Annotated in this window: 20 protein-coding genes and 1 pseudogene; 14 read left to right on the top strand and 7 right to left on the bottom strand. The window is 72.7% G+C overall.

Annotation, left to right across the window (positions count from 1 at the left end; all coding sequences use genetic code 11):
• The first annotated feature begins 114 nt into the window (after positions 1 to 114).
• The 9 genes from AB8A24_RS36325 (at position 115) to AB8A24_RS36285 (ending at position 8603) form a co-directional block, all read left to right on the top strand.
• On the top strand, positions 115 to 681 hold the full coding sequence (locus AB8A24_RS36325; RefSeq protein WP_369478632.1) for a hypothetical protein: 567 nt from the start codon (positions 115 to 117) through the stop codon (positions 679 to 681).
• 371 nt (positions 682 to 1052) lie between these two features.
• Positions 1053 to 1817, top strand: a complete 765-nt coding sequence (locus tag AB8A24_RS36320) for a thioredoxin family protein (RefSeq protein ID WP_328965067.1) — start codon at positions 1053 to 1055, stop codon at positions 1815 to 1817.
• A 26-nt stretch (positions 1818 to 1843) separates the two neighbouring features.
• Positions 1844 to 2461, top strand: coding sequence for a TlpA disulfide reductase family protein (locus AB8A24_RS36315; RefSeq protein ID WP_369478631.1), 618 nt, complete (start codon positions 1844 to 1846; stop codon positions 2459 to 2461).
• Entirely contained in the window at positions 2458 to 3234 is a 777-nt protein-coding gene (locus AB8A24_RS36310; protein ID WP_369478630.1) for a cytochrome c biogenesis CcdA family protein, read from the top strand. Before AB8A24_RS36315 ends, AB8A24_RS36310 begins: the two co-directional genes overlap by 4 nt.
• 60 nt (positions 3235 to 3294) lie before the next feature.
• Positions 3295 to 3882 carry a hypothetical protein gene (locus AB8A24_RS36305; protein ID WP_369478629.1) on the top strand — a complete coding sequence of 196 codons (588 nt, stop codon included), beginning with the start codon at positions 3295 to 3297 and terminating at the stop codon, positions 3880 to 3882.
• A 33-nt stretch (positions 3883 to 3915) separates the two neighbouring features.
• The gene (locus AB8A24_RS36300; protein ID WP_328965071.1) at positions 3916 to 4647 is read left to right on the top strand and encodes a response regulator transcription factor; all 732 of its coding nucleotides are present in this window, start codon (positions 3916 to 3918) and stop codon (positions 4645 to 4647) included.
• Positions 4644 to 6071, top strand: a complete 1428-nt coding sequence (locus AB8A24_RS36295) for a HAMP domain-containing sensor histidine kinase (RefSeq protein ID WP_328965072.1) — start codon at positions 4644 to 4646, stop codon at positions 6069 to 6071. The genes AB8A24_RS36300 and AB8A24_RS36295 overlap by 4 nt, the downstream gene beginning before the upstream one ends.
• A 43-nt stretch (positions 6072 to 6114) precedes the next feature.
• Positions 6115 to 6702 (top strand): GNAT family N-acetyltransferase, encoded by a 588-nt coding sequence (locus tag AB8A24_RS36290; RefSeq protein ID WP_369478628.1) that lies wholly within the window; start codon positions 6115 to 6117, stop codon positions 6700 to 6702.
• 182 nt (positions 6703 to 6884) lie between these two features.
• A complete protein-coding gene (locus tag AB8A24_RS36285) occupies positions 6885 to 8603 on the top strand; it encodes a hypothetical protein (RefSeq protein WP_369478627.1) in 1719 nt (572 codons plus the stop codon).
• Between the two features lie 42 nt (positions 8604 to 8645).
• Here the strand turns inward: AB8A24_RS36285 and AB8A24_RS36280 are convergent, their stop codons facing one another.
• Positions 8646 to 9452 carry an SGNH/GDSL hydrolase family protein gene (locus AB8A24_RS36280; protein WP_369478626.1) on the bottom strand — a complete coding sequence of 269 codons (807 nt, stop codon included), beginning with the start codon at positions 9450 to 9452 and terminating at the stop codon, positions 8646 to 8648.
• Entirely contained in the window at positions 9439 to 10005 is a 567-nt protein-coding gene (locus AB8A24_RS36275) for a PadR family transcriptional regulator (RefSeq protein WP_328965076.1), read from the bottom strand. The genes AB8A24_RS36280 and AB8A24_RS36275 overlap by 14 nt, the downstream gene beginning before the upstream one ends.
• A gap of 86 nt (positions 10006 to 10091) precedes the next feature.
• On the opposite strand from AB8A24_RS36275, the gene AB8A24_RS36270 reads away from it, so the two are divergent.
• Positions 10092 to 10505: a nuclear transport factor 2 family protein gene (locus AB8A24_RS36270; RefSeq protein ID WP_328965077.1), complete on the top strand. Its 414-nt coding sequence runs from the start codon at positions 10092 to 10094 to the stop codon at positions 10503 to 10505.
• A 199-nt stretch (positions 10506 to 10704) separates the two neighbouring features.
• Here the strand turns inward: AB8A24_RS36270 and AB8A24_RS36265 are convergent, their stop codons facing one another.
• The gene (locus AB8A24_RS36265) at positions 10705 to 11445 is read right to left on the bottom strand and encodes a cyclopropane-fatty-acyl-phospholipid synthase family protein (RefSeq protein ID WP_369478625.1); all 741 of its coding nucleotides are present in this window, start codon (positions 11443 to 11445) and stop codon (positions 10705 to 10707) included.
• A complete protein-coding gene (locus AB8A24_RS36260; RefSeq protein WP_369478624.1) occupies positions 11442 to 12155 on the bottom strand; it encodes a hypothetical protein in 714 nt (237 codons plus the stop codon). Before AB8A24_RS36260 ends, AB8A24_RS36265 begins: the two co-directional genes overlap by 4 nt.
• A gap of 279 nt (positions 12156 to 12434) precedes the next feature.
• On the opposite strand from AB8A24_RS36260, the gene nadE reads away from it, so the two are divergent.
• The 4 genes and pseudogenes from nadE (at position 12435) to AB8A24_RS36240 (ending at position 15403) form a co-directional block, all read left to right on the top strand.
• On the top strand, positions 12435 to 13265 hold the full coding sequence (gene nadE / locus AB8A24_RS36255) for an ammonia-dependent NAD(+) synthetase (RefSeq protein ID WP_328965080.1): 831 nt from the start codon (positions 12435 to 12437) through the stop codon (positions 13263 to 13265).
• An 80-nt stretch (positions 13266 to 13345) separates the two neighbouring features.
• Positions 13346 to 14260: pseudogene (locus tag AB8A24_RS36250) on the top strand (SpoIIE family protein phosphatase); the annotation flags it as partial.
• 10 nt (positions 14261 to 14270) lie between these two features.
• Positions 14271 to 14582: a SpoIIE family protein phosphatase gene (locus AB8A24_RS36245; RefSeq protein ID WP_369478633.1), complete on the top strand. Its 312-nt coding sequence runs from the start codon at positions 14271 to 14273 to the stop codon at positions 14580 to 14582.
• Positions 14583 to 14641: 59 nt separating this feature from the next.
• Positions 14642 to 15403 carry a GNAT family N-acetyltransferase gene (locus AB8A24_RS36240; RefSeq protein WP_369478623.1) on the top strand — a complete coding sequence of 254 codons (762 nt, stop codon included), beginning with the start codon at positions 14642 to 14644 and terminating at the stop codon, positions 15401 to 15403.
• A 14-nt stretch (positions 15404 to 15417) separates the two neighbouring features.
• Here AB8A24_RS36240 and AB8A24_RS36235 read toward each other — a convergent pair whose 3' ends face one another.
• From AB8A24_RS36235 to AB8A24_RS36225, 3 genes are all read right to left on the bottom strand, one after another.
• The gene (locus AB8A24_RS36235; protein WP_328965083.1) at positions 15418 to 16218 is read right to left on the bottom strand and encodes an arylamine N-acetyltransferase; all 801 of its coding nucleotides are present in this window, start codon (positions 16216 to 16218) and stop codon (positions 15418 to 15420) included.
• 142 nt (positions 16219 to 16360) lie between these two features.
• Complete coding sequence (locus AB8A24_RS36230) at positions 16361 to 16876, bottom strand: hypothetical protein (RefSeq protein WP_369478622.1); 516 nt, start codon at positions 16874 to 16876, stop codon at positions 16361 to 16363.
• Positions 16877 to 17004: 128 nt separating this feature from the next.
• A complete protein-coding gene (locus tag AB8A24_RS36225) occupies positions 17005 to 18564 on the bottom strand; it encodes a serine/threonine-protein kinase (protein WP_328965085.1) in 1560 nt (519 codons plus the stop codon).
• Positions 18565 to 18642 lie beyond the last annotated feature (78 nt).

The following is an 18642-nucleotide window of genomic DNA, read 5'->3' as shown; positions in this document are numbered from 1 at the left end:
CGGGTCGGAGGACGTCCGTGTTCCTGCCTCCGGCACCGTGGGGCGCCGGTGCTCCCATCCGCCGGGCGGGGGAGGTGGTGACGCGCGACCCGGTCCGTCCGCCACTATGGGGCCGTGCCTCGATTTCCGCGCTTCCTGTTCATATGGCTGTCGTGCACGGCCACCAGCGTGACGGCCGTGCTCGCCACGGTCCAGTTCGTCGTCGGCTCCACCCGCCATACGCCCCCGGTGGCCCGGTCCGCCCCCATGGTCTTCGACTCGCCGCCGGCCTGGCCGGCGGTGCAGAACACCTCGCCGGGCCCGCCGTCCCCGACCGCCTCCGCGTCCCCGAGCCCCTCGCCCACCGTGACCGAGGCTCCGACCCCCTCGGCTCCGTCCTCCCCGTCCGCGAAGCCCTCGGCGACCGCCCGGACCACCGCACCCAAACCCGGCGTCGACTGCGAGAACGGCGGACCGGGCCTGCACACCGTCCCCTCGCAGGGCGGCAAGGTCACGGTGCGGTACGGGAGCCGGGGCGTATGCCTGATCTCCGCGGTCCCGAGCCGCGGCTTCAAGGCCACCACCTCGCAGACCGACGACGAAACCCTGACGGTCACGTTCAGCAGCTCGGACCACCGGTCGGTCGTCACCGCGACCATCGACCCGGTGGCCAAGGCCGGCGTCCGCGAGACATCGTTCTGACGGCGGCCTGGTCGGCCCCCCGACCGGCCGGCCCGTAGGGGCGCCACCACACGGGCAGGACAGCGGGGGCGTGAGCGCTTCGGCCGGTCCGCACCGCTCGTCCCCCTGATCCCTTTCGCGGGGATTGCCTCCCCGTATGCGCTCATCGGACGGGTCCCGACGAAGCGGAAGGTGAGCTGTTCCTTAGGGGAACCTCAAGATCGCACTCAGGCGGTTCGCAGGGCCCGCCGCGGTCCTATGCTCACGTCAGCCGATCGGCCTTCGGCGCCCGGGCACACCGCCCCGGCGATCCGTCGGACCACCGGCTTCATCGAGTCGGGAGGCTTCTCGCCCTTCCCGTAGTTCTCCGCGCGCCTTGGGGTGTCTTCGCCATGACTTCTCGCATACACCGACCCGTCCGTACCGGCCACGCCGCGCAGCCCCGCTCCGCCGCGCCCCTGGGTGTCCGGCTGCCGCTCGTCGCCGCCGCCGTGGTCGCGGCAGGGCTGTGCGCCGCCTGCGGGCCGTCCTCCGAGAGCGCCGGCTCCGCCTCGCCGACCACCCTCGGACAGTCCGCCACCACCCTCGCCTCCGCCGTGCCGTCGGCCTCCGCGTCCACCGAGGCCTCCCCGAACGCGTCGGCCTCGCCGTCGGCGTCCGCCACCACCCAGGCCTCCTCCTCACCGACGCCCTCCCGGTCCAAGAGCGCTTCCACGGCCCCCAAGGCCGCCCGTACGTCCGCGGCGCCCGCCGCCCCGGCCCGGGTCCCCGGGCCCGGCTACGACAGCTCCGCCGACGGGCAGAAGCAGATCGACGCCGCACTGGCCGCCGCCAAGGCCGACGGAAGGATGGTGCTGCTCGACTTCGGGGCCAACTGGTGCGGCAACTGCAAGGCCGCCGACAAGGTGTTCGCCCAGCCGCAGACAGCCGCGATCCTCGGAGCCTCGTACCACCTGGTCAAGATCGACATCGGTGGCAACAGCTCCGCCAACTCCGCACTCCTGCGCAAGTACAGCCCCGCGGGCGGTACCTACACGATGCCCGTGCTGGTCGTCGTCAACTCGTCCGGCAAGGTGCGTACCGACACCCACACCACGGGCAACCCCTCCCTGACGGCGGAGGGGATCAACGCCTTCCTGCGCAAGTGGGCCGCGTGAGACCAGCCGGCCCGCGCGGGGCCCAGGTGCGTACGACAGCCCTGGCCGGAGCCGCCCTCGTGGCGGCCGCGGCCGGTTGTGTCTTCGCCGCCTTCGGCACGGTCGCCGCCGACGGCAGCCGCACGGAGGCGGCGGCCGAACCGGTGACCACCGCCGGCGCCGTGGTCAGGTCGGCGGCCGAGGCCACGGTCATCGCCCCCGCCGACCGGCCCGCAGCGCCCGCGACGGCGGGCGACGACCTCGGCGGGAAGCCGGTCGGCCTCGACGACTTCCGGGGACAGGTCGTCGTGGTCAACGTCTGGGGGTCCTGGTGCGGGCCCTGCCGGGCGGAAGCGGACGACCTGGCGCGGATCGAACGGCGGACCCGGGACCGTGGCGTCCGGTTCCTCGGGATCAACACCCGCGACCCGGACCGCGCGGCGGCCCGGTCCTTCGTCCGCGCCCACGGCCTCGACTTCCCCAGCCTCCACGACCCCACCGGGGAGCTCCTGCTCCGCTTTCCCCCCGCCCTCCTCAACCCGCAGGCGATCCCCTCGACCCTCGTGATCGACCGCCGCGGCCGCATCGCCGTCAGCATCGGCGGCGCGGTCACCGAGGACGAACTCGGCCCCCTGCTCGCCCGGGTGCTGGAGGAGACGTCATGACGACGGGCCTGGTACTCGCCGCCGCGGACACCCCCTCCCTCCTCCACGGGACCCTGACCATCGCCGCTCCGGTGGCGTTCCTCGCGGGACTCGTCTCCTTCCTCTCGCCGTGCGTGCTGCCGCTCGTACCGGGCTACCTCAGCTATGTGACCAGCCTGTCGGTCTCCGACCTGGCGGAGGCCCGCGGCGGGCGCCGCAGCAGGATGGCGGCCGGCGCGCTGCTCTTCGTCCTCGGCTTCACGGCGGTCCTCGTCTCCGGGGGCGCCCTGTTCGGGTACTTCGGCCGCACCCTGCTGGCCCACCAGGAGGTGATCACCCGGGTGCTCGGTGTCTTCACCGTGCTGATGGGGCTGTCCTTCATGGGGTTCCTGCCGGGATTCACCCAACGCGAGTTCCGCAGCCACCGCCGTCCCGCCCTCGGGCTCGCCGGAGCCCCCGTGCTGGGCGCGGTGTTCGCGGTCGGCTGGACGCCCTGCATCGGCCCGACGTTGGCCGCCGTGCAGGCGCTGGCCTGGAGCGAGGCCGGCGCGGGCCGAGGGGCGCTGCTGATGGCGGCGTACTGTCTCGGCCTCGGGATGCCGTTCGTCCTGGCCGCGCTGGCCTTCCGGCGCGCACTGGGCGCCTTCGGCCTGGTCAAACGCCACTACCCGTGGGTCCTGCGGATCGGTGGCGGAATGCTCGTACTCGTCGGCGTACTGCTGGCCGCCGGCGTGTGGAACGACCTGGTGTACCGACTGCAGCTGTGGAGCGCGGACTTCACCACCGCCGTGTGAGCGGACGGACCCCGTACCGATTCGATTCGTATTCCCGACACAAAAGGCACAGAGACACAGATGAACCTTTCCCCGCGCATCAGGCGTACCCGGACGACCCGAACCGTGGTCGCCCTCCTCTCGCTGGCCGCGCTCACGGCCTGCGGCGACCAGTCCGCCGACAAGGCCCCGGCCGGCGCCGCCGCGGCGAAGGCGTCGGCGCCCACGACCACCTTCACCGAGAACGGGGTCACCGTCACCCTCTCGGTGGCCGACTGGCAGGCCTCGAAGGGCACGCTGACCGCCGTCTTCACCCCCGAGAAGAAGGGCTTCCACCTGTACAGCACCGAACTGCCGCCCACCGGCATAGAAGGCGTGGGCCGGCCGACCTCGGTGGACGTCACCGGCGTCCTGAAGACCGACGGGAAGCTGACGGCCGCCGCCGAAGTACGGTCCATCAGCGTCCCCGGCGTCGACGCCCCGATGCCCGTCTACCCGGACGGCCCGGTCACCACCACCCTGCCCGTCCGCGCCGACGGGAACGGGGACGCCACGGTGCTGCTCGGCTACGCCAGCTGCAGCGCGAAGGAGGGCTGCACCATTCCGGTCGCCGACCACCCCGTACACCTGCGCCTCACCGACGACGGCCCCACGTTCGACACCCACTGAAAGGTGCGGGGACCGAACCCCTAAGGTGTGCCCATGCCCAGCGTCCTGGTCGTGGAAGACGACCCCAGCATCCGCCAGTCACTCATCGAGGTCCTGGCGGAGCACGGGTATGCGGTACGCAGCGTGGGCGACGGATTCGGGGCCCTGCGCGAGGTCACCCAGACGCCCGTCGACGCGGTGGTCCTCGACCTCGGCCTGCCCGATCTGGACGGGGGAGACGCACTCCGCATGATCCGGGGCATATCGTCCGTCCCCGTCCTGGTAGCCACCGCCCGCGACGACGAGACCGAAATCATCAAGCTCCTCAACGCGGGCGCCGACGACTACCTGGTCAAGCCCTTCTCCGGAGGACAGCTCATCGCCCGCCTCTCCGCCGTCCTGCGGCGCACCAGCCACGTGCCCCCCACCGGCACCGCCCGCAGTGCGCAGGGCGCGCGGCCGGCACCGGCCGCCGACCCGATGGGCGCCACCACCGTGGGCGAACTGGCGGTGGACCCCGGCGCGCGCACCGCGTACCTGGCCGGCCGGGAGCTCCACCTCACCCGGCGGGAGTTCGACCTCCTGGCCTTCCTCGCCCACCACACCGGCCAGGTCGTCTCCAAACGCCGACTGCTGACCGAGGTCTGGCGCGAGCCGTACGTCGACGACCAGACCGTCGACGTGCACCTGTCGTCCCTGCGCCGCAAACTCGGCGAACGCGCGGCGGCCCCGCGCTACCTGCTGACGGTCCGCGGCGTCGGCATCAAGCTGGTGGCCCCGCGGTGAGACGCTCACTGGCGGGAGTCGCGCTCGCCGTGACATCCATGGTCGCCCTCTCCTTCCTCATACCCCTGGGCGCACTGGTGATGTCGCTGGTCAAGGAGCAGAGCGTCACCGCGGCCGAGCAGCGCGCCGCCGCCCTCGCACCCGTCCTCACGCTCACCACGGATCCGTCCGCGCTACGGGAATCCGCCGCCGGACTCGACGCGGCCGAACACCTGGTCATCCATCTCCCCGACGCCCAGAGCCTCGGCGACTCCCAGGCACCCGTGAAACTGCTCGAACGAGCCCAGCAGGGACGCGAGTCCATCTCCCAGAAGACCCCCGGCGGATGGATCTGCCTGCAGCCGGTGGTCCTCCCCGGCGACCGGGTCGCCGTCATCGAGAACTTCGTCCCCGACGAGGAACTGACCCGCGGGGTCAAGGCCTCCTGGGCGGTCATGCTGCTCCTCGCGGTCGGTCTGGTCGGTGGCTCGGTCCTGGTCGCCGACCGGCTCGGCGCGAAGGTCGTCCGGTCCTCCAAGAAGCTCGCCCAGGCCTCGCACACCCTCGGTCAGGGCAATCTGGACACCCGGGTGGAGCCCATGGGCCCCAAGGAACTGCGCGACGCCGGCGTCGCCTTCAACGCCATGGCCCACCGCATGACCGAACTGCTCGCCATCGAACGCGAACTGGTCGCCGACCTCTCCCACCGGCTGCGCACCCCACTGACCGCCCTGCACCTGGCATCGGAACGGATGGCGGGCACACCGGAGTCGGCCAGGGTCGAGGCGGCGGTGCACGCGCTGGAATCGGAACTCCAGGCCATCATCGCCGCGGCGCGCACCCCGCTCGCCGTGGGCCCGATGGGCCACGGCATGCGCAGCGCGGACACGGGTACGGTCCCGCAGGCGATCGTGACGCGGCCGCCGGGGCCGCCCGGCCCGTCCGACTGCCCCCGCTCCGAGGCCGCCGATGTCGTACGGCGCCGGACCGCCTTCTGGGCGGTCCTCGCGGAGCAGCAGGACCGCGCCTGCTCCCTCGACCTCACCCAGGAGCCCACGGCCGTCAGCCTCAGCGACGACGACATCGCCGCGGTGGTGGACGCGCTCATCGGCAACGTCTTCAGCCACACCCCGCCCGGTACCGCGTTCGCGGTCCGCGTCGCCCGTACCGCCCAGGCCGTGGAGCTGGTGGTGGAGGACTCCGGACCGGGCATCCCGGAACCGGACCGGGCCCTCTCGCGCGGGAGCAGCACGGGCTCCTCGGGGCTCGGCCTCGACATCGCCCGCAGGGCCGCGACCGTCACCGGGGGCTCGATGCGGATCGCGCAGGCCCCGCGGGGAGGCGCGCACATCACCGTGGTCTTCGCCCTGGCGCCACCCCTGCGCTCCGAGCGCGGCCCGCGCGGCTCACGCAGGCGCGCGGGATGGTGGCCGCGCAAGCGGTGACCGTACGGGCGCCCCGGGCCGGGAGCTGTGGCAGGATGCCGCGATGATCTCCGACTCGCCGATCCCGCACGTCGTTCCCGCAGGCCGTATGGCCGGGTCGGAACAGCCCGTGCTCGCGCTGTCCGACGGGTGGGAGCTGCGCCCCTGGCAGGCGGATGACGCGGACGTCCTGTTCGCCGCCGGCCAGGACCGGACGATCCGTCTCTGGAACCGGCTGCTGGTGAACTCTCCCGAAGAGGCGCGGCAGAGGATCGAGCGCATGCGTCGGCGATGGCAGGCCGAGCTCGCCGCGTTCTGGGCCGTCGCCCGGCCGGACGGTGCGGCCGTGGGCCTGATCGGCTGGGGCGACATCGACCTCCAGGGCGGCAGCGCGGAGATCGTGTACTGGCTGCTGCCCGCGGCACGCGGTGCGGGCGTCGCGGTCGAGGCGACCCGGCGGGTCAGCCGATGGGCGCTGGACGATCTCGGCCTGCACCGGCTCCGGTTGTGCCACTCGACGGCGAACCCGGCCTCGTGCCGGGTGGCGGACAAGGCCGGATACACCCTGGAAGGCACCCAGCGCAGCGCGCTGTTGCACGCGGACGGTTGGCACGACCAGCATCTGCACGCCCTGGTCCAGGGCGACATCTGATCCTGCGGCGGGCCGCCACAGAGGTGGTGCGGTGCGAGGTCCAGGGCTGTGTCCTCCTCGTGCGGCCGCTCCGGAATCGGCCCGGTGGATTCGGGCCGAACCGCAGGGCGTCGCGCCGTAGACTCCGCCCGTGGACCCGGACGAGGTCCGGCCGTTGCGCACCCCCGCGGTGAGGAGAACACATGCAGGACCCTTCGGACTCGATGGAGATCGTCGAGCCTGAGCGCAGCGGTGAGAGCGATCCCGCCGGCCCACCTGCCGCGGACGATCCGATACCCGACGCGGACATCGACGCGACGAGCGCGTCGACGGTCCTGGCGGAGGTGCTCCCCGGAATCGCCGTGGTCTTCGGCAAGGTCCCGGCGGAGCTCGAACTCGGCTTGATCGACTTCGGACTCGTGTCGGCCGCCGACCGCAGCCAGATCGCCACCGTCGTCGCCTCGATCGGAAACACGGCGACCCTGGCCGGCGGCCTCGGGACCGCGTTCGCCGGCGCGCAGGGGCTCTACAAGCTCAGCGACGCGACACGGGCCCTCCTGCAGGCCGGCGGAACGCTCGCCGTCAAGGACGGCGCGAACCTCGGAACCGTGCTCTTCGCCGGTGGCTTCAAGCAGGCCCGCCTCATCCCCGTGACCGCCGTGAGCAAGCTGAAGGCCGCTGCCGAGATGGGGCAGGCGCTGGCCATGGTCGCCCTTCAGATGGAGCTGAGTGAGCTCACCGGTCTGGTCGGAACCAACATCGCGCTGACGAGCCAGGTCCTCACGACCATCCGTCAGGGGCAGTGGTCCGAGCTGACGGCGCTCGTCGCCACCGTCGATCGCGTGGTCGACCAGGCGCGGAAGGTCGGATCGGTTCCGACGTCCCTGTGGGAGAACGTCGCGGGAAGTGAAGCGGCGCTGCGCAAGCAGCTCGAGCTGTACCGGCAGAACGTCCAGGGCCACGTCCGGCAGGTCCAGCGACTCGACCCACCTGGGCGCAGGGAGCACCTGGAGACGAACGCCGAGGCGATCGTCTTCGACGCGCACGCGCTCCTGTCGTCGATCAAGGCGTGGACCGGGTATCAGGCGCTCCGTGCCGCGCGGGCGCGAGAGGCGGGACGCGAGGACGCCGACGAGGCCCGGCTCGTCGACGTCATCGTGCGCGACCTCCGCGAGGAGCTCGGCTCCGCTCTCGCCGAGACCGGGCGCCTCGTGGATGCGCTGACGCGGGAGCTGCGCATCATCGCCGAGCTCCCCGGACGCGAGACGCTGTCCCTGCCGGGGAAGCGGCGGGACTCGATCGCCGCCCGTCAGACCTCCGCCCGTCTGCTGGAGGCGATCCAGCCTCTGGCCGACGTGCTGCATCCGCCCGCCCCTGCGCTCGAGGTTCCGGGCGTCGTCTGCGCAACCGGATCGACGGCCCTCGATCCGTACCTCCGCATCCTGCGATGGTTCCTGGAGGACGGTGAGACCCTGCGCGTCCTCGGCTTCCCGGACCAGGTCGATGCTCTCGGTCCGATTTCCGCGATCTTCAGCGGAGCGAAGGAGAAGCTGGCGGCGGCGAGGGACAAGGACCGGGCGGCGGCGAAGACGCTCGTCGCCGTCACGGACCGCCGCATCATCACGGCCAGGACGACCGCGTTTCTCGAACAGGGCGAGATCCGCCAGGACATCCCGATCGACCAGGTGCGTTACGTCCGAGCGGCGACCACGACCCCGCAGGACAGGAGCGGGCGCCTGGCGGTCGACCTCATCACGCGCGATGACAACATCCGGTGGCTCTTCCACGCCGACATCGGCACCACCCAGGTGGACGCGCTCGCCGCCCTGCTCGCCGAGTCGATGACGATCCCGGACGCCGAACGCGAGGAGCTGCGACGGCGGAGCCACACCCCCATCGAGGCCGGTCGAGCGGCGGACTGACGACGAGGACCCGTCGTACGGCCGCAGCGGCTCCGGCGCGCGTCAGGACCCGGAAGAGCCGGCCCGGTCGATGGTGATGGCCGGCGGCAGCAGTGCGGGGCGTTTCGCCGTGCGACCGTCGCCGGAGGAGCGGCCGCGCAGGCGGCGGCCCAGCCAGGGGCCGAGGAAGGCGGCCGCCCAGCGCAGTTCGGCGGCCACGGTCGAGCCGCCCGGTGCGGCCGGCCGTGACGGCAGCGGGTGCGTCCAGGTGTCGTCGCTGCCGGGCAGGCCGACGGCGTGGGCGAGGGCCGCGGCGATCCGGGCATGGCCGACGGGGCTGGCGTGCAGCCGGTCGGTGGTCCACATCCGCGGGTCGGTCACGGCGACCGGCCGGGCGGTCTCGGCGACGGCGACCCCGTGGCGGGCGGCCGCGGCGCGGATGCGGTCGTTGAGGTCGGCTATGCGGGGTGCGACGGGCCGGGCGAGGGGCACGAGCACGCTGAGGTCGGGGAAGGTCACGGTCGCCACGCGGGCCCCGGCGCCGGTGAGCGCGGCGAACATCTCCTCCAGGTGCCCGGCGACCTCCGCGGCGTCGAACCGGGGCCGGAGGATGTCGTTGACCCCGGCGACGACGGTGGCCAGGTCGGGGCGCAGGTCCAGGGCGGGGCCCAGCTGCTCGGCGCGGACCTGCCCGGCGAGGCGTCCCCGGACGGCCAGGTTGGCGTACTGGAGGCCCGGGTTGACGGCGGCGACGTGGGCGGCGAACCGGTCGGCGAAGCCGCGCAGGCCCACGGTGTCGTCCCCGTCGCCGAGGCCTTCGGTCTGACTGTCGCCCAGGGCGACGTAACGCAGGTACTCACCGTTCGGCACGGGTCAGCCTCTCCTTCAGGAGCGCCGCGCTGCGGCGGCACCAGTCGCGATGTCCCTGTTCGAAGGCGAGGCCGCGCAGACCGGTCAGGTATCCGCCGATCCGCTCGCCGTGGAGCAGGAACTCGTCCTCGTCCATGTCGCCGCGCATCTTGCGCAGCACCCTGCCGAGCAACTCGATCTTGGCGTCGGCGGCGACCGCGCGCGCCTCGAGCTGCGCGATCACCGGTTCGATGCCGATCCGGTCGGCGCTCTGGACCTTGACGAGGAGGTCGTCACGGATGACGGAGGACTTCAGCGGGGCCGCGGCGAACTCCTCCAGTTCGGTGCGGCCGGCCTCGGTGACCTGGAAGAGGCGCTTGTTGGGCCGGGTCTCCTGGACCACCTCGCGGCCCGCCACCAGACCTTCCTTCTCCAGCTTGGCCAGCTCGGCGTACAGCTGCTGGGGCAGGGCGTGCCAGAAGTTCGCGACGCCGATGTCGAAGGACTTCGCCAGCTCGTAGCCGCTGAACTCGCCGTCCAGCAGCGCCGCCAGTACGGCATGTCGCAAGGCCATCGCGGTCGCCCCTTCCCCTTCCTCGCCAACCCCTGCATCATACTCATGAAAGTGACTAGTCAGATTCATGAGTATCAGGAGGGGTCATGGAGACTGCCGAACGCTTCCGCGCCGCTGTGGAGAAGCGGGATCTCGCCGCGCTGGAGGACCTGTTCACGCAGGACGTCCGGTTCTACAGCCCGGTGAAGTTCACGCCCTTCGAGGGGCGGCCCATGGTCCTGGGGCTCTTCGGGGTCCTCATGCGCGTCTTCGAGGACTTCCGCTACATCGGCGACTTCGAGGGCGCGGCCGAGACCAGCGCCGACGGCGCGCAGGCCCCGGCGGAGGTGCTGCTCTTCCGCGCCGCGGTGGAGGGTCGGGAGATCCACGGGATCGACCTGCTCCACTTCGACGAGGCGGGCCGCATCAAGGAGTTCACCGTGATGGTCCGGCCGCAGTCCGCCGTGCAGGCCCTGGGCCAGGCGGTCCTCGCCGGCCTGGTCGCCGACGGCCTCGCGTAGGCCGCCGGATCACCCGGGGCGGGACCGGGCGGGACCGGCGGCACCGGGCGGCACCGGGCGGTACGGGCGGAGACCGGGCCGTGGCCGGTGGTGCCGGGGTGCGGACGGCCCTGGTCGCCCGCACCCCGCGCCGTCACATCAGGACGGTGGACGGCGGGCCGGGAGGGCCCGCAGGCCCCGGGCGGCCTCGCCGCGGCAACTACAGCCCGGAGGTCGGGCGCAGGACCAGGGAGACGAAGCCGAAGCTGTCCCGGTAGCCGCGCAGCCATTCCGCACGCCGTTCGTGGGCCGTCCGCAGGATCTCGGCGGCGTTCGGATCGGCAGGGTGGTCGAGGGCCCACGAGGCCAGCGAGCCCAGGCAGGACCACTCGTAGGCGTCCAGCTCCGCGCGTGTGCTGACATGGGCGTGTACGGGAGCCCACCCGTCGGCGGCGATGAGGTCCACGGTGGTCGCCAGGTCGTGGAGCTCGCCGAAGATCTCGACGGCCTCCGCGGACGGCTCACGGTTCCAGAAGCTCTCGCCGAGCAGCACGCGGCCGCCGGGAGCCAGGTGCTCCCGCGCCGCCGCGAGGGTCGGCAGCAGGCCGCCGAAGGCATGGGTGGCTCCGACGCTGACCACCAGGTCGAAGGGCTGGTCGGAGACGAACTCCGAAGCCTTCTGCTGGTGTACGACGAGGCGGTCCTCGACGCCGAGCAGGCCCGCCGAGCGGCGGGCCTGCTCCACGGACACCTCGGAGGTGTCGACGCCCTCGGCGTGCAGACGGGGGTGGGTGGCAAGGGCGCGCAGAAGCCATTCCGCGGTACCGCACCCCAGGTCGAGCACCCGCTCGCCGTCGCGCGGTGCGCCGTGTTCGAGCAGTCGGCGTACCGATTCGTCGTCGAGCGGGGCCTTTATGGGGTGGTCGGCGTGTGCGATCCCGGAGATCTGTTCATGATTCACGAGAGCAGCTTGTCAACGCCGACGCCCGTGCGCACCTTTTTTCCGTCCGAGTACCGGACATTCACGAGCGGTTGGCGGACCTCCGCTTCCACGCCTGCGCGAACATCTCGTGCAGGGGAGCCGTCGGTAGCACCCGGCCGAAGGGGGGCGCGGACCGAGTTGCTCCACAGCGGGCGCACCTGATGACTCGCCGGCTTCACCGTCTCCAGCGGCAGGTTCGGGGCCTTCAACTCGGTCCATTCCCCGGGCAGGAACACGGTCCGGCCCGCCCGCGCCCGCTTGGCCTCCATGACCGCGCCGGAGGCGAGGAGTTCCGCACGGACCTCCTTGTGCCGCTTGGCGGTCCAGCCGTTCCACCGACGCACGTTCCGGTCGGTGGGCGTGGCCAGCGCCGCCACCCGGAGGTACAGCGCCGCCGCGTCCGCGCCGACACCGAGCTCGGCCGCCACCCGTATGACCAGCTCCGGGCAGGACTGCCGCGGATCCGCCTCGTACGCACCGGCCGGGACCGGTCCGGAGCGGGCCCGGAGCATCATCCGCTCCAGCCCGCCACCGGCCAACAGCGGCGCCACCCGGTCCAGTTCCTCCGCGAGGTCCGTGACCTCGCGGACCCGCCGCCACACCTCGGGGTCGGCGACCGCCGCGGGCCGCAGGAACGAGGCACCACCGGGCGCGCACACCACCAGTGTCCCGGAGTCGTACGCGGTCACCGGAACCGGACCCCTCCCGCGTGGTCCGGGACATCAGGCCAAGGCGCCGGGGCACGGCCGCCCCACGTCCGCCGCCCCACGTCTGCCGGGCCATGGGCGCCGGGCCAAGGTGCCGGGTCACGGCCGCCCCACGTCCGCCGCCCCACGTCCGCCGGGCCATGGGCGCCGGGCCACGGGTGCCCGGCCTTCCTCTAGAGTGCTTCCGTCCCGTACACGTGACTGTGACCCCGGCCGGGCGGCGCGTGCCGACCCGCGCACGGGCCCGAGCGAGGAGCAACCGTGACCGACCTGGCGTCCATATCCCTGCAGCAGGAGATCGCCCTCGATCTCCAGGTGAGCGCGTCCTTCGACGTACGGCAGGAGATCGAGCGCCGAGTGGCCTTCCTCGCCGAGCGTCTGACCTCCACGGGCCTGCGCGCACTGGTCCTGGGCATCAGCGGCGGGGTGGACTCCACGACCGCCGGCCGGCTCTGCCAGCTCGCCGTCGAGCGGGTCCGCGCCGCCGGACACGAAGCGACGTTCTTCGCCATGCGACTGCCCTACGGGACCCAGGCCGACGAGAAGGACGCGCAGCTCGCGCTGGACTTCATCCGGGCCGACCGGGTCCTGACCGTGGACGTGAGGTCCGCGAGCGACGCCGCCCTGGAAGCGGCGCTGGCCGGCGGCACGGTCTTCCGCGACGCGCACCACCAGGACTTCGTGCACGGCAACATCAAGGCCCGGCAGCGCATGATCGCCCAGTACACGGTGGCGGGCGCGCACGACGGTCTGGTGGTCGGTACCGACCACGCCGCCGAGGCCGTCTCCGGCTTCTTCACCAAGTTCGGTGACGGCGCGGCCGACGTCGTCCCGCTCACCGGCCTCACCAAGCGGCGGGTACGCGCCCTCGCGCAGGAGCTGGGCGCCCCCGCCGAGCTGGTGCACAAGACCCCGACCGCGGACCTGGAGACGCTCGACCCGGGCAAGCCCGACGAGGACGCGCTCGGCGTCACCTACGACGACATCGACGACCTCCTGGAGGGCAAGCCCGTCGAGGGGACCGCCTTCGCGGCCATCGTCGCCCGCTACCGCCTCACCGAGCACAAGCGACAGCTGCCGATCGCCCCCTGAGCCGCTTCGCGTCGGCCCGCCCCGCACCGCCGCGCCTATCGTGGGAACGACCTCATGATCGGGCGGCGGCGTGCGAACAGGTGGACGTGGACGGATCCGGGATCGACTACGAGGCGGTCTTCCAAGCCCTGCCGGGCGCGGTCGCCCTGCTCACGCCCGACCTGGTCTATGTGGACGTCAACGAGTCCTTCCTGGCGGCCTCCGGCCGCACCCGCGAGCAGCTCATCGGCCACTACCTGTTCGACGTCTTCCCCGACAACCCCACCGATCCCGCGGCGACCGGCATGCGCAACCTGCGCGCCTCCCTGGAACGGGTCGCAACCACCGCCGAGCCCGACACGATGGCCGTGCAGCGCTACGACGTCGAGTCCCCCGACCGGTCAGGGGTGTGGCAGGAGCGGTACTGGAGCCCGATCAACGTCCCCGTCCTCGCCCCCGACGGAAGCGTGGCCCTCCTGCTGCACCGGGTGGAAGAGGTCACCGAACTGATCCGGGCCCGCGGCGGCCCCAGCGGCGGGGACCGCGCCGCCGAGGTCCTGGAGGCCGAGCTCTACACCCGTGCCCGGGAGCTCCAGGCGGTCAACGAAGGCCTGCGCCGCACCCACGCCCACGAGCGGGAGGTGGCCCTCCACCTCCAGGAGTCGCTGCTGCCCGCGCCGCGCCCGCTCGGCCACCATCGGGCCGCGGTGCGCTACCGGCCGGCCACCGAGGCCTTGAACGTGTGCGGCGACTGGTACGACCTCGTCGACCAGCCCGGGCGCACCGCCCTCGCCGTCGGGGACGTCGTCGGCCACGGACTCCTCGCGGCGGGCGTGATGGGCCAGCTGCGTAGCGCCCTGTCCGCCGCCTCCCGCGTCGCGGAGGGGCCGGCCCAGGCCCTGGAGGTCCTCGGTCTGTACGCCCGCGACATCGAGGGCGCCGAGTCCACCACCGCCGTGTCCGTCTTCATCGACTGGAAAAGCCGCACCCTCACCTACAGCAGCGCGGGTCACCCCCCCGCCCGTCCTGTGTCACCCGGACGGGACCATCACCTTCCTCGACCAGGCGACGGACCCCCCGCTCGGCGCCCGACCCGAACACACCCGCCGCCCCGAGGCACAGGTCGCCTTCACCGAAGGTGCCACCCTCGCCCTCTACACCGACGGGCTCATCGAACGGCGCCGCGAGGACATCGACGTAGGCCTGGCAAGGCTCGCTGAAGCCCTCGCACGGCACCGTGGTGCCGGCCCCGACGCACTCGCCGACGCCCTGCTGGCCGAGCTCATCCCCGCGGTCGGCGTCACCGACGACACCGCGCTGGTCATCCTCAGGCTGTGACGGCCGGCTCACGGGAGAATTCGAAGGCGTCCGCGGCCCGGGCTGCATAGGCTCGGCCCATGCCGAGCCCAGCACTCCAGCGCGTCAACACCTTCCTGTCGGACTTCGCCCGCCGCCAGGCCGCGCGCACCGTGGCCGTCCCCGGAGGGTTCGCGGTGTACGACGACGCGTTCGCCCGGTCCCGTGCGAACAACCAGGTCGTCATCGACGCGGCCGTCGACCCCGAGGCGCTGCCCGCCCTCGCGGAGGAAGCCCTGGGGCAGTTGCCGCACCGGCTGATCTCCGTACTCGACGACGACACCGGCAAGGCATGCGCGGAGCCGCTGATCCGGGCCGGATACACCCACTCCACCTACCTGGTGATGCTGCACACGGGCCCGGTGCCGGACGCCGGACCCGCCCAGGAGGTGGACCTCGACGCGCTGCGCGTTCCGCTGACCCGGCGCTGGCGGGGCTTCCTCCCGGACGCCGACGACGAGGTGCTGCGCCAGCTCGTCGACCGGCGCGAGGCCCGCCGGCGCGGGGCGGACATCGTGCGGTTCATCGGCGCCCGCACGGAGGCGGGCGACGTCGCCTCGTGGGCCGACCTCTATGTCGACCGGGCGACCGGTACCGCCCAGATCGAGGACCTGATCACCTCGGAGGTCCACCTGGGACGCGGCTACGCAGACGCCGTCCTGGCGGGCGCCTTGAGCCGGGCCGCGGCCCACGACAGCGACTTCCGCTTCCTGACCGCCGATGCCATGGACTGGCCGCGCCACTGGTACGAGCGCCGCGGCTTCGTCGTGATCTGCCACTCGCACGCCTTCGAACGCGGCTGACGCCCCCAAGGTCGTCAGGGGCGCGGGTGGAGGGGGACCGGGACGCGGGGCAGGTCGATGCCGAAGTGGGTGCGGTAGGCCGCCAGGACCTCGGCGTCGTCGGTCAGCGTCCGCTGGGTCCGTTCCCCGTCGGCCGTGACCGTCAGGACGTGGTCGCTGAGGGTGGTCCGGCCGGTCTCCGTCAGCAGTGAGCACACCGGCTTGCGGGTGAAACCGGATGCGGGCGAGGTGCTGTGCCACCACGCGCCGGTCACGAAGTCGGACAGGACCCGGGGGCGCGTCTCCAGCCGGTACCGGGGCACGCCGTCCTGGAGGACGTCGAGGTCCCCGTGGGGGCCGTCGACCGGCACGATCCGGAACGCGCCGCCCGGATCGGTCTGCTCGCCGCGCTCGTCGAAGGCGAGCGGGAAGTGGCTGTGGTCGCCGAAGCCCACGTCCACCAGCCACGGACGGCCGTCCTCGCAACTCACGCGAAGCGCCAGGTGGTCGTAGGGGACGCCCGGCCCGCCGTCGGCCGAGTGCACCCGGGCCTGCAGCAGCTCCACCCGGTAGCCCAGGGACCGGAGCAGCAGCGCGAACACGCCGTTCAGCTCGTAACAGAACCCGCCGCGGCCGCCGTGCAGCAGCTTGTCGAGCAGTGCCTCCCCCTCCAGCACGATCTCCTGTCCCAGGTGGATGGACAGGCTCTCGAAGGCAACGGTCCGCAGGTGCCGCAGGTGCAGGTCGCGCAGGGCGGCCGCACTCGCGGACCCGGGCCGCTCCGCCCCGATCCGCCGCAGATAGGCGTCAACGCGTGACGCGGAGAACTCTTCCATCCCGCCAGTCTCGCAACCTGCCGCCCGCCCCGGCCATACCCGGCCTGATCCGGATTCGGGGCCGGCACGGTGTCACCCTCCGCTTCCGAGGCGCGGCCTGCGACGGCCACGCCGTGGTGATCTGGCTCGACTGAGGGCAGGTTCAGGGGAGGGCGCTGGTCACGCCGTCGACGATCATCATCCACATGGGCTGGGCGCCCGTGCCGAACGCCGAGGCGAGGGCGTATCCGATCGCCGCGTCCGCCGGGCGGATCTCGCGGTCCTCCCGCCATTCGGCGATGACCGTCTCGTCCCCGTCCGAGGAGAAGTCGCCCAGGTGCGCACCGTCGCGGGTCAGTCGGCTGCTGGGGACGGAGTCCGGGATCAGGCGGTAGTCCGCTCCGTCGTACGTCACGTCCACCCGGTACGAGTGCCTGCTCAGTCGGCCCTTCGCCGGCTGGAGCTCGACCGCCGTGTCGTCGACCCGCATCGTGAGGTGCGCCGGGTCGCGGGTGCCGATGGCGATCTGTGGATCCGCCTCCGTCGCCGGGGCGCGCCGCAGGGTCACGCGGGGGATCGCCTCGCCGTCGACCTCGATGCGGTCCTGGCCGTCCTGGCGGACGGTGATCGCGCCGAAGCGGGTGTCCTCGATGGGGGCTCGGTCTGTCTCGTCGTTCACAGGGGTGCGTCGCTTCGGTGTGTGATGAACTGCCGGATGGCAAAAGGGATTTTCCGTATCACCTTACCGGTAGTGATCATGCTGCTCACCGGGCCGGGCCAGGGCGGGCCGGTGAGCGGAGCAGCGGATCAATCGCGCTTCCACACCTTGGCGACGGCCTCCAGGTAGTCGTCCTGGCCGTCCTGGATGTCGGTGACCTGTAGGACGAGCAGCAGGTCGGAGGAGACGCGGACGCAGATCATGTCGTCGATGCCCCACTCGGCGTCCTCCACGAGCGTTCCGTAGTCGGAGCTCCGCTCGTCCGCGAGGCAGTCGCTGTTCAGTTCGGCGTCCCCGGACTTGAGCAGCAGGATGTCGTCCCCGGCGAGGTTCCAGTCGGGGTGCAGGTCGACATCGAAACCGTCCCCCGCCTGCGCCTGCGTGAGGTCGCCGGCGTCGATGCCGTGGCCGGTGGGCAGTTGGATCTCCGCCTCGTCCGACATGGACCACCCGTCGAGCGGGTCGGTGCTCTCCGGCGTCGGATCCGTGGGGGTGCCGCCGCTGTCGTCCTGGGACACGTAGCGCTCGGCCGCGTCCTTCCCGTTCTGTACGGCCGTGTACACGAGGGCCCCGATCGCCGCGGCCACCACCACCGCGGCGGCCGCGATGAAGGGTGCCGTACGGAACCGGGCGCGGGTCCCGGCCGGGCGCGGGCCGTACCCGGGCGGGGCGGCCGGGTACGGCCCGGCCGCCGCCGCGGGGTCCACCCGCGTCGGCGCGTACCTCGGGGGCGCGGTGGCCGTCAGCGACGGGTCGGAGTCCGCCTCCAGCGCCGAGGAGGCGCGCGCGAGCAGGCTGTGGGCGACCGGGGCCGGCAGCCAGTCGGAACCGACCGGGCGGGCGTCGTCCGACTCGGCCGACAGTTCCGTGAACAGGGCTTCCAGGGTGGGCCGCGCGGCGGGGTCCTTCGCGAGGCAGCGCCGTACGAGGTCCCGAGCGGGCCCGGAGAGGTGGTCCAGCCGTGGTTCGGAGTGCACGACCCGGTAGAGCAGCGCCGGGGTGGCGCCGGTCCCGAAGGGGCTCTCACCGCTCAGGGTGAAGGCCAGCACGGCTCCGAAGGAGAACACGTCGGAGGCGGCTTCGACCGTGCCCCCGGAGGCCTGCTCGGGCGACATGAAGCCGGGGGAGCCGACGGTCATTCCGGTGCGGGTCAGGGCGCTCGCCTCGGTGGCCCGCGAGATCCCGAAGTCGATGACCCGGGGCCCGTCGGGGCCCAGCAGGACGTTGGACGGTTTCAGGTCACGGTGCACCAGTCCGGCGGCGTGCACGGCCGAGAGGGCCGCCGCCAGCCCGCGGGCCAGGGCGAGCGCCGAGGCCTCGGGGAACGGCCCGTGTTCGGCCACCGCCTCGGCGAGCGACATCCCGGGTACGAAGACCGTACTCAGCCACGGTGTCGGATCGTCCACACCGGCGGCGAGGACCTGCGCGGTGTACCGCCCGTCCACCGCCCGCGCGGCGGCGACCTCGCGGGCGAACCGGCGTCGGAACTCGGGGTCCCGGGCCAGTTCCGGATGGACCACCTTGACGGCCACGCTGCGTCCGCCGGGCGTGCGGGCCAGGTAGACCCGGCCCATGCCTCCGCTGCCGAGTCGTGCGACGACGTGGTAAGGCCCGACCCGTGCAGGGTCACCCGGTATCAACGCGTCCACTCGGCCCCCCGCATCGCGCCTGGTACGGCCGAATCCTAGTGGCCTGAACCATGGTCATGCAGGCGTTCCGAGGCGTTC

Origin of the sequence: Streptomyces sp. BF23-19 (assembly GCF_041106355.1) — a bacterium.
GTDB lineage: Bacteria > Actinomycetota > Actinomycetes > Streptomycetales > Streptomycetaceae > Streptomyces > Streptomyces virginiae_A.
Note: the sequence above shows the minus strand (reverse complement) of the source record. Positions and strands in the feature narration are given on the sequence as shown.

What these genes read in the sequence shown, in the direction of transcription:
- AB8A24_RS36320 (WP_328965067.1), top strand. Translation starts at nt 1,053, where the DNA reads ATGACTTCTCGCATACACCGACCCGTCCGTACCGGCCACGCCGCGCAG.
- AB8A24_RS36310 (WP_369478630.1), top strand. Translation starts at nt 2,458, where the DNA reads ATGACGACGGGCCTGGTACTCGCCGCCGCGGACACCCCCTCCCTCCTC.
- AB8A24_RS36305 (WP_369478629.1), top strand. Translation starts at nt 3,295, where the DNA reads ATGAACCTTTCCCCGCGCATCAGGCGTACCCGGACGACCCGAACCGTG.
- AB8A24_RS36300 (WP_328965071.1), top strand. Translation starts at nt 3,916, where the DNA reads ATGCCCAGCGTCCTGGTCGTGGAAGACGACCCCAGCATCCGCCAGTCA.
- AB8A24_RS36290 (WP_369478628.1), top strand. Translation starts at nt 6,115, where the DNA reads ATGATCTCCGACTCGCCGATCCCGCACGTCGTTCCCGCAGGCCGTATG.
- AB8A24_RS36285 (WP_369478627.1), top strand. Translation starts at nt 6,885, where the DNA reads ATGCAGGACCCTTCGGACTCGATGGAGATCGTCGAGCCTGAGCGCAGC.
- AB8A24_RS36275 (WP_328965076.1), bottom strand. Translation starts at nt 10,005, where the DNA reads ATGGCCTTGCGACATGCCGTACTGGCGGCGCTGCTGGACGGCGAGTTC.
- AB8A24_RS36270 (WP_328965077.1), top strand. Translation starts at nt 10,092, where the DNA reads ATGGAGACTGCCGAACGCTTCCGCGCCGCTGTGGAGAAGCGGGATCTC.
- AB8A24_RS36240 (WP_369478623.1), top strand. Translation starts at nt 14,642, where the DNA reads ATGCCGAGCCCAGCACTCCAGCGCGTCAACACCTTCCTGTCGGACTTC.
- AB8A24_RS36235 (WP_328965083.1), bottom strand. Translation starts at nt 16,218, where the DNA reads ATGGAAGAGTTCTCCGCGTCACGCGTTGACGCCTATCTGCGGCGGATC.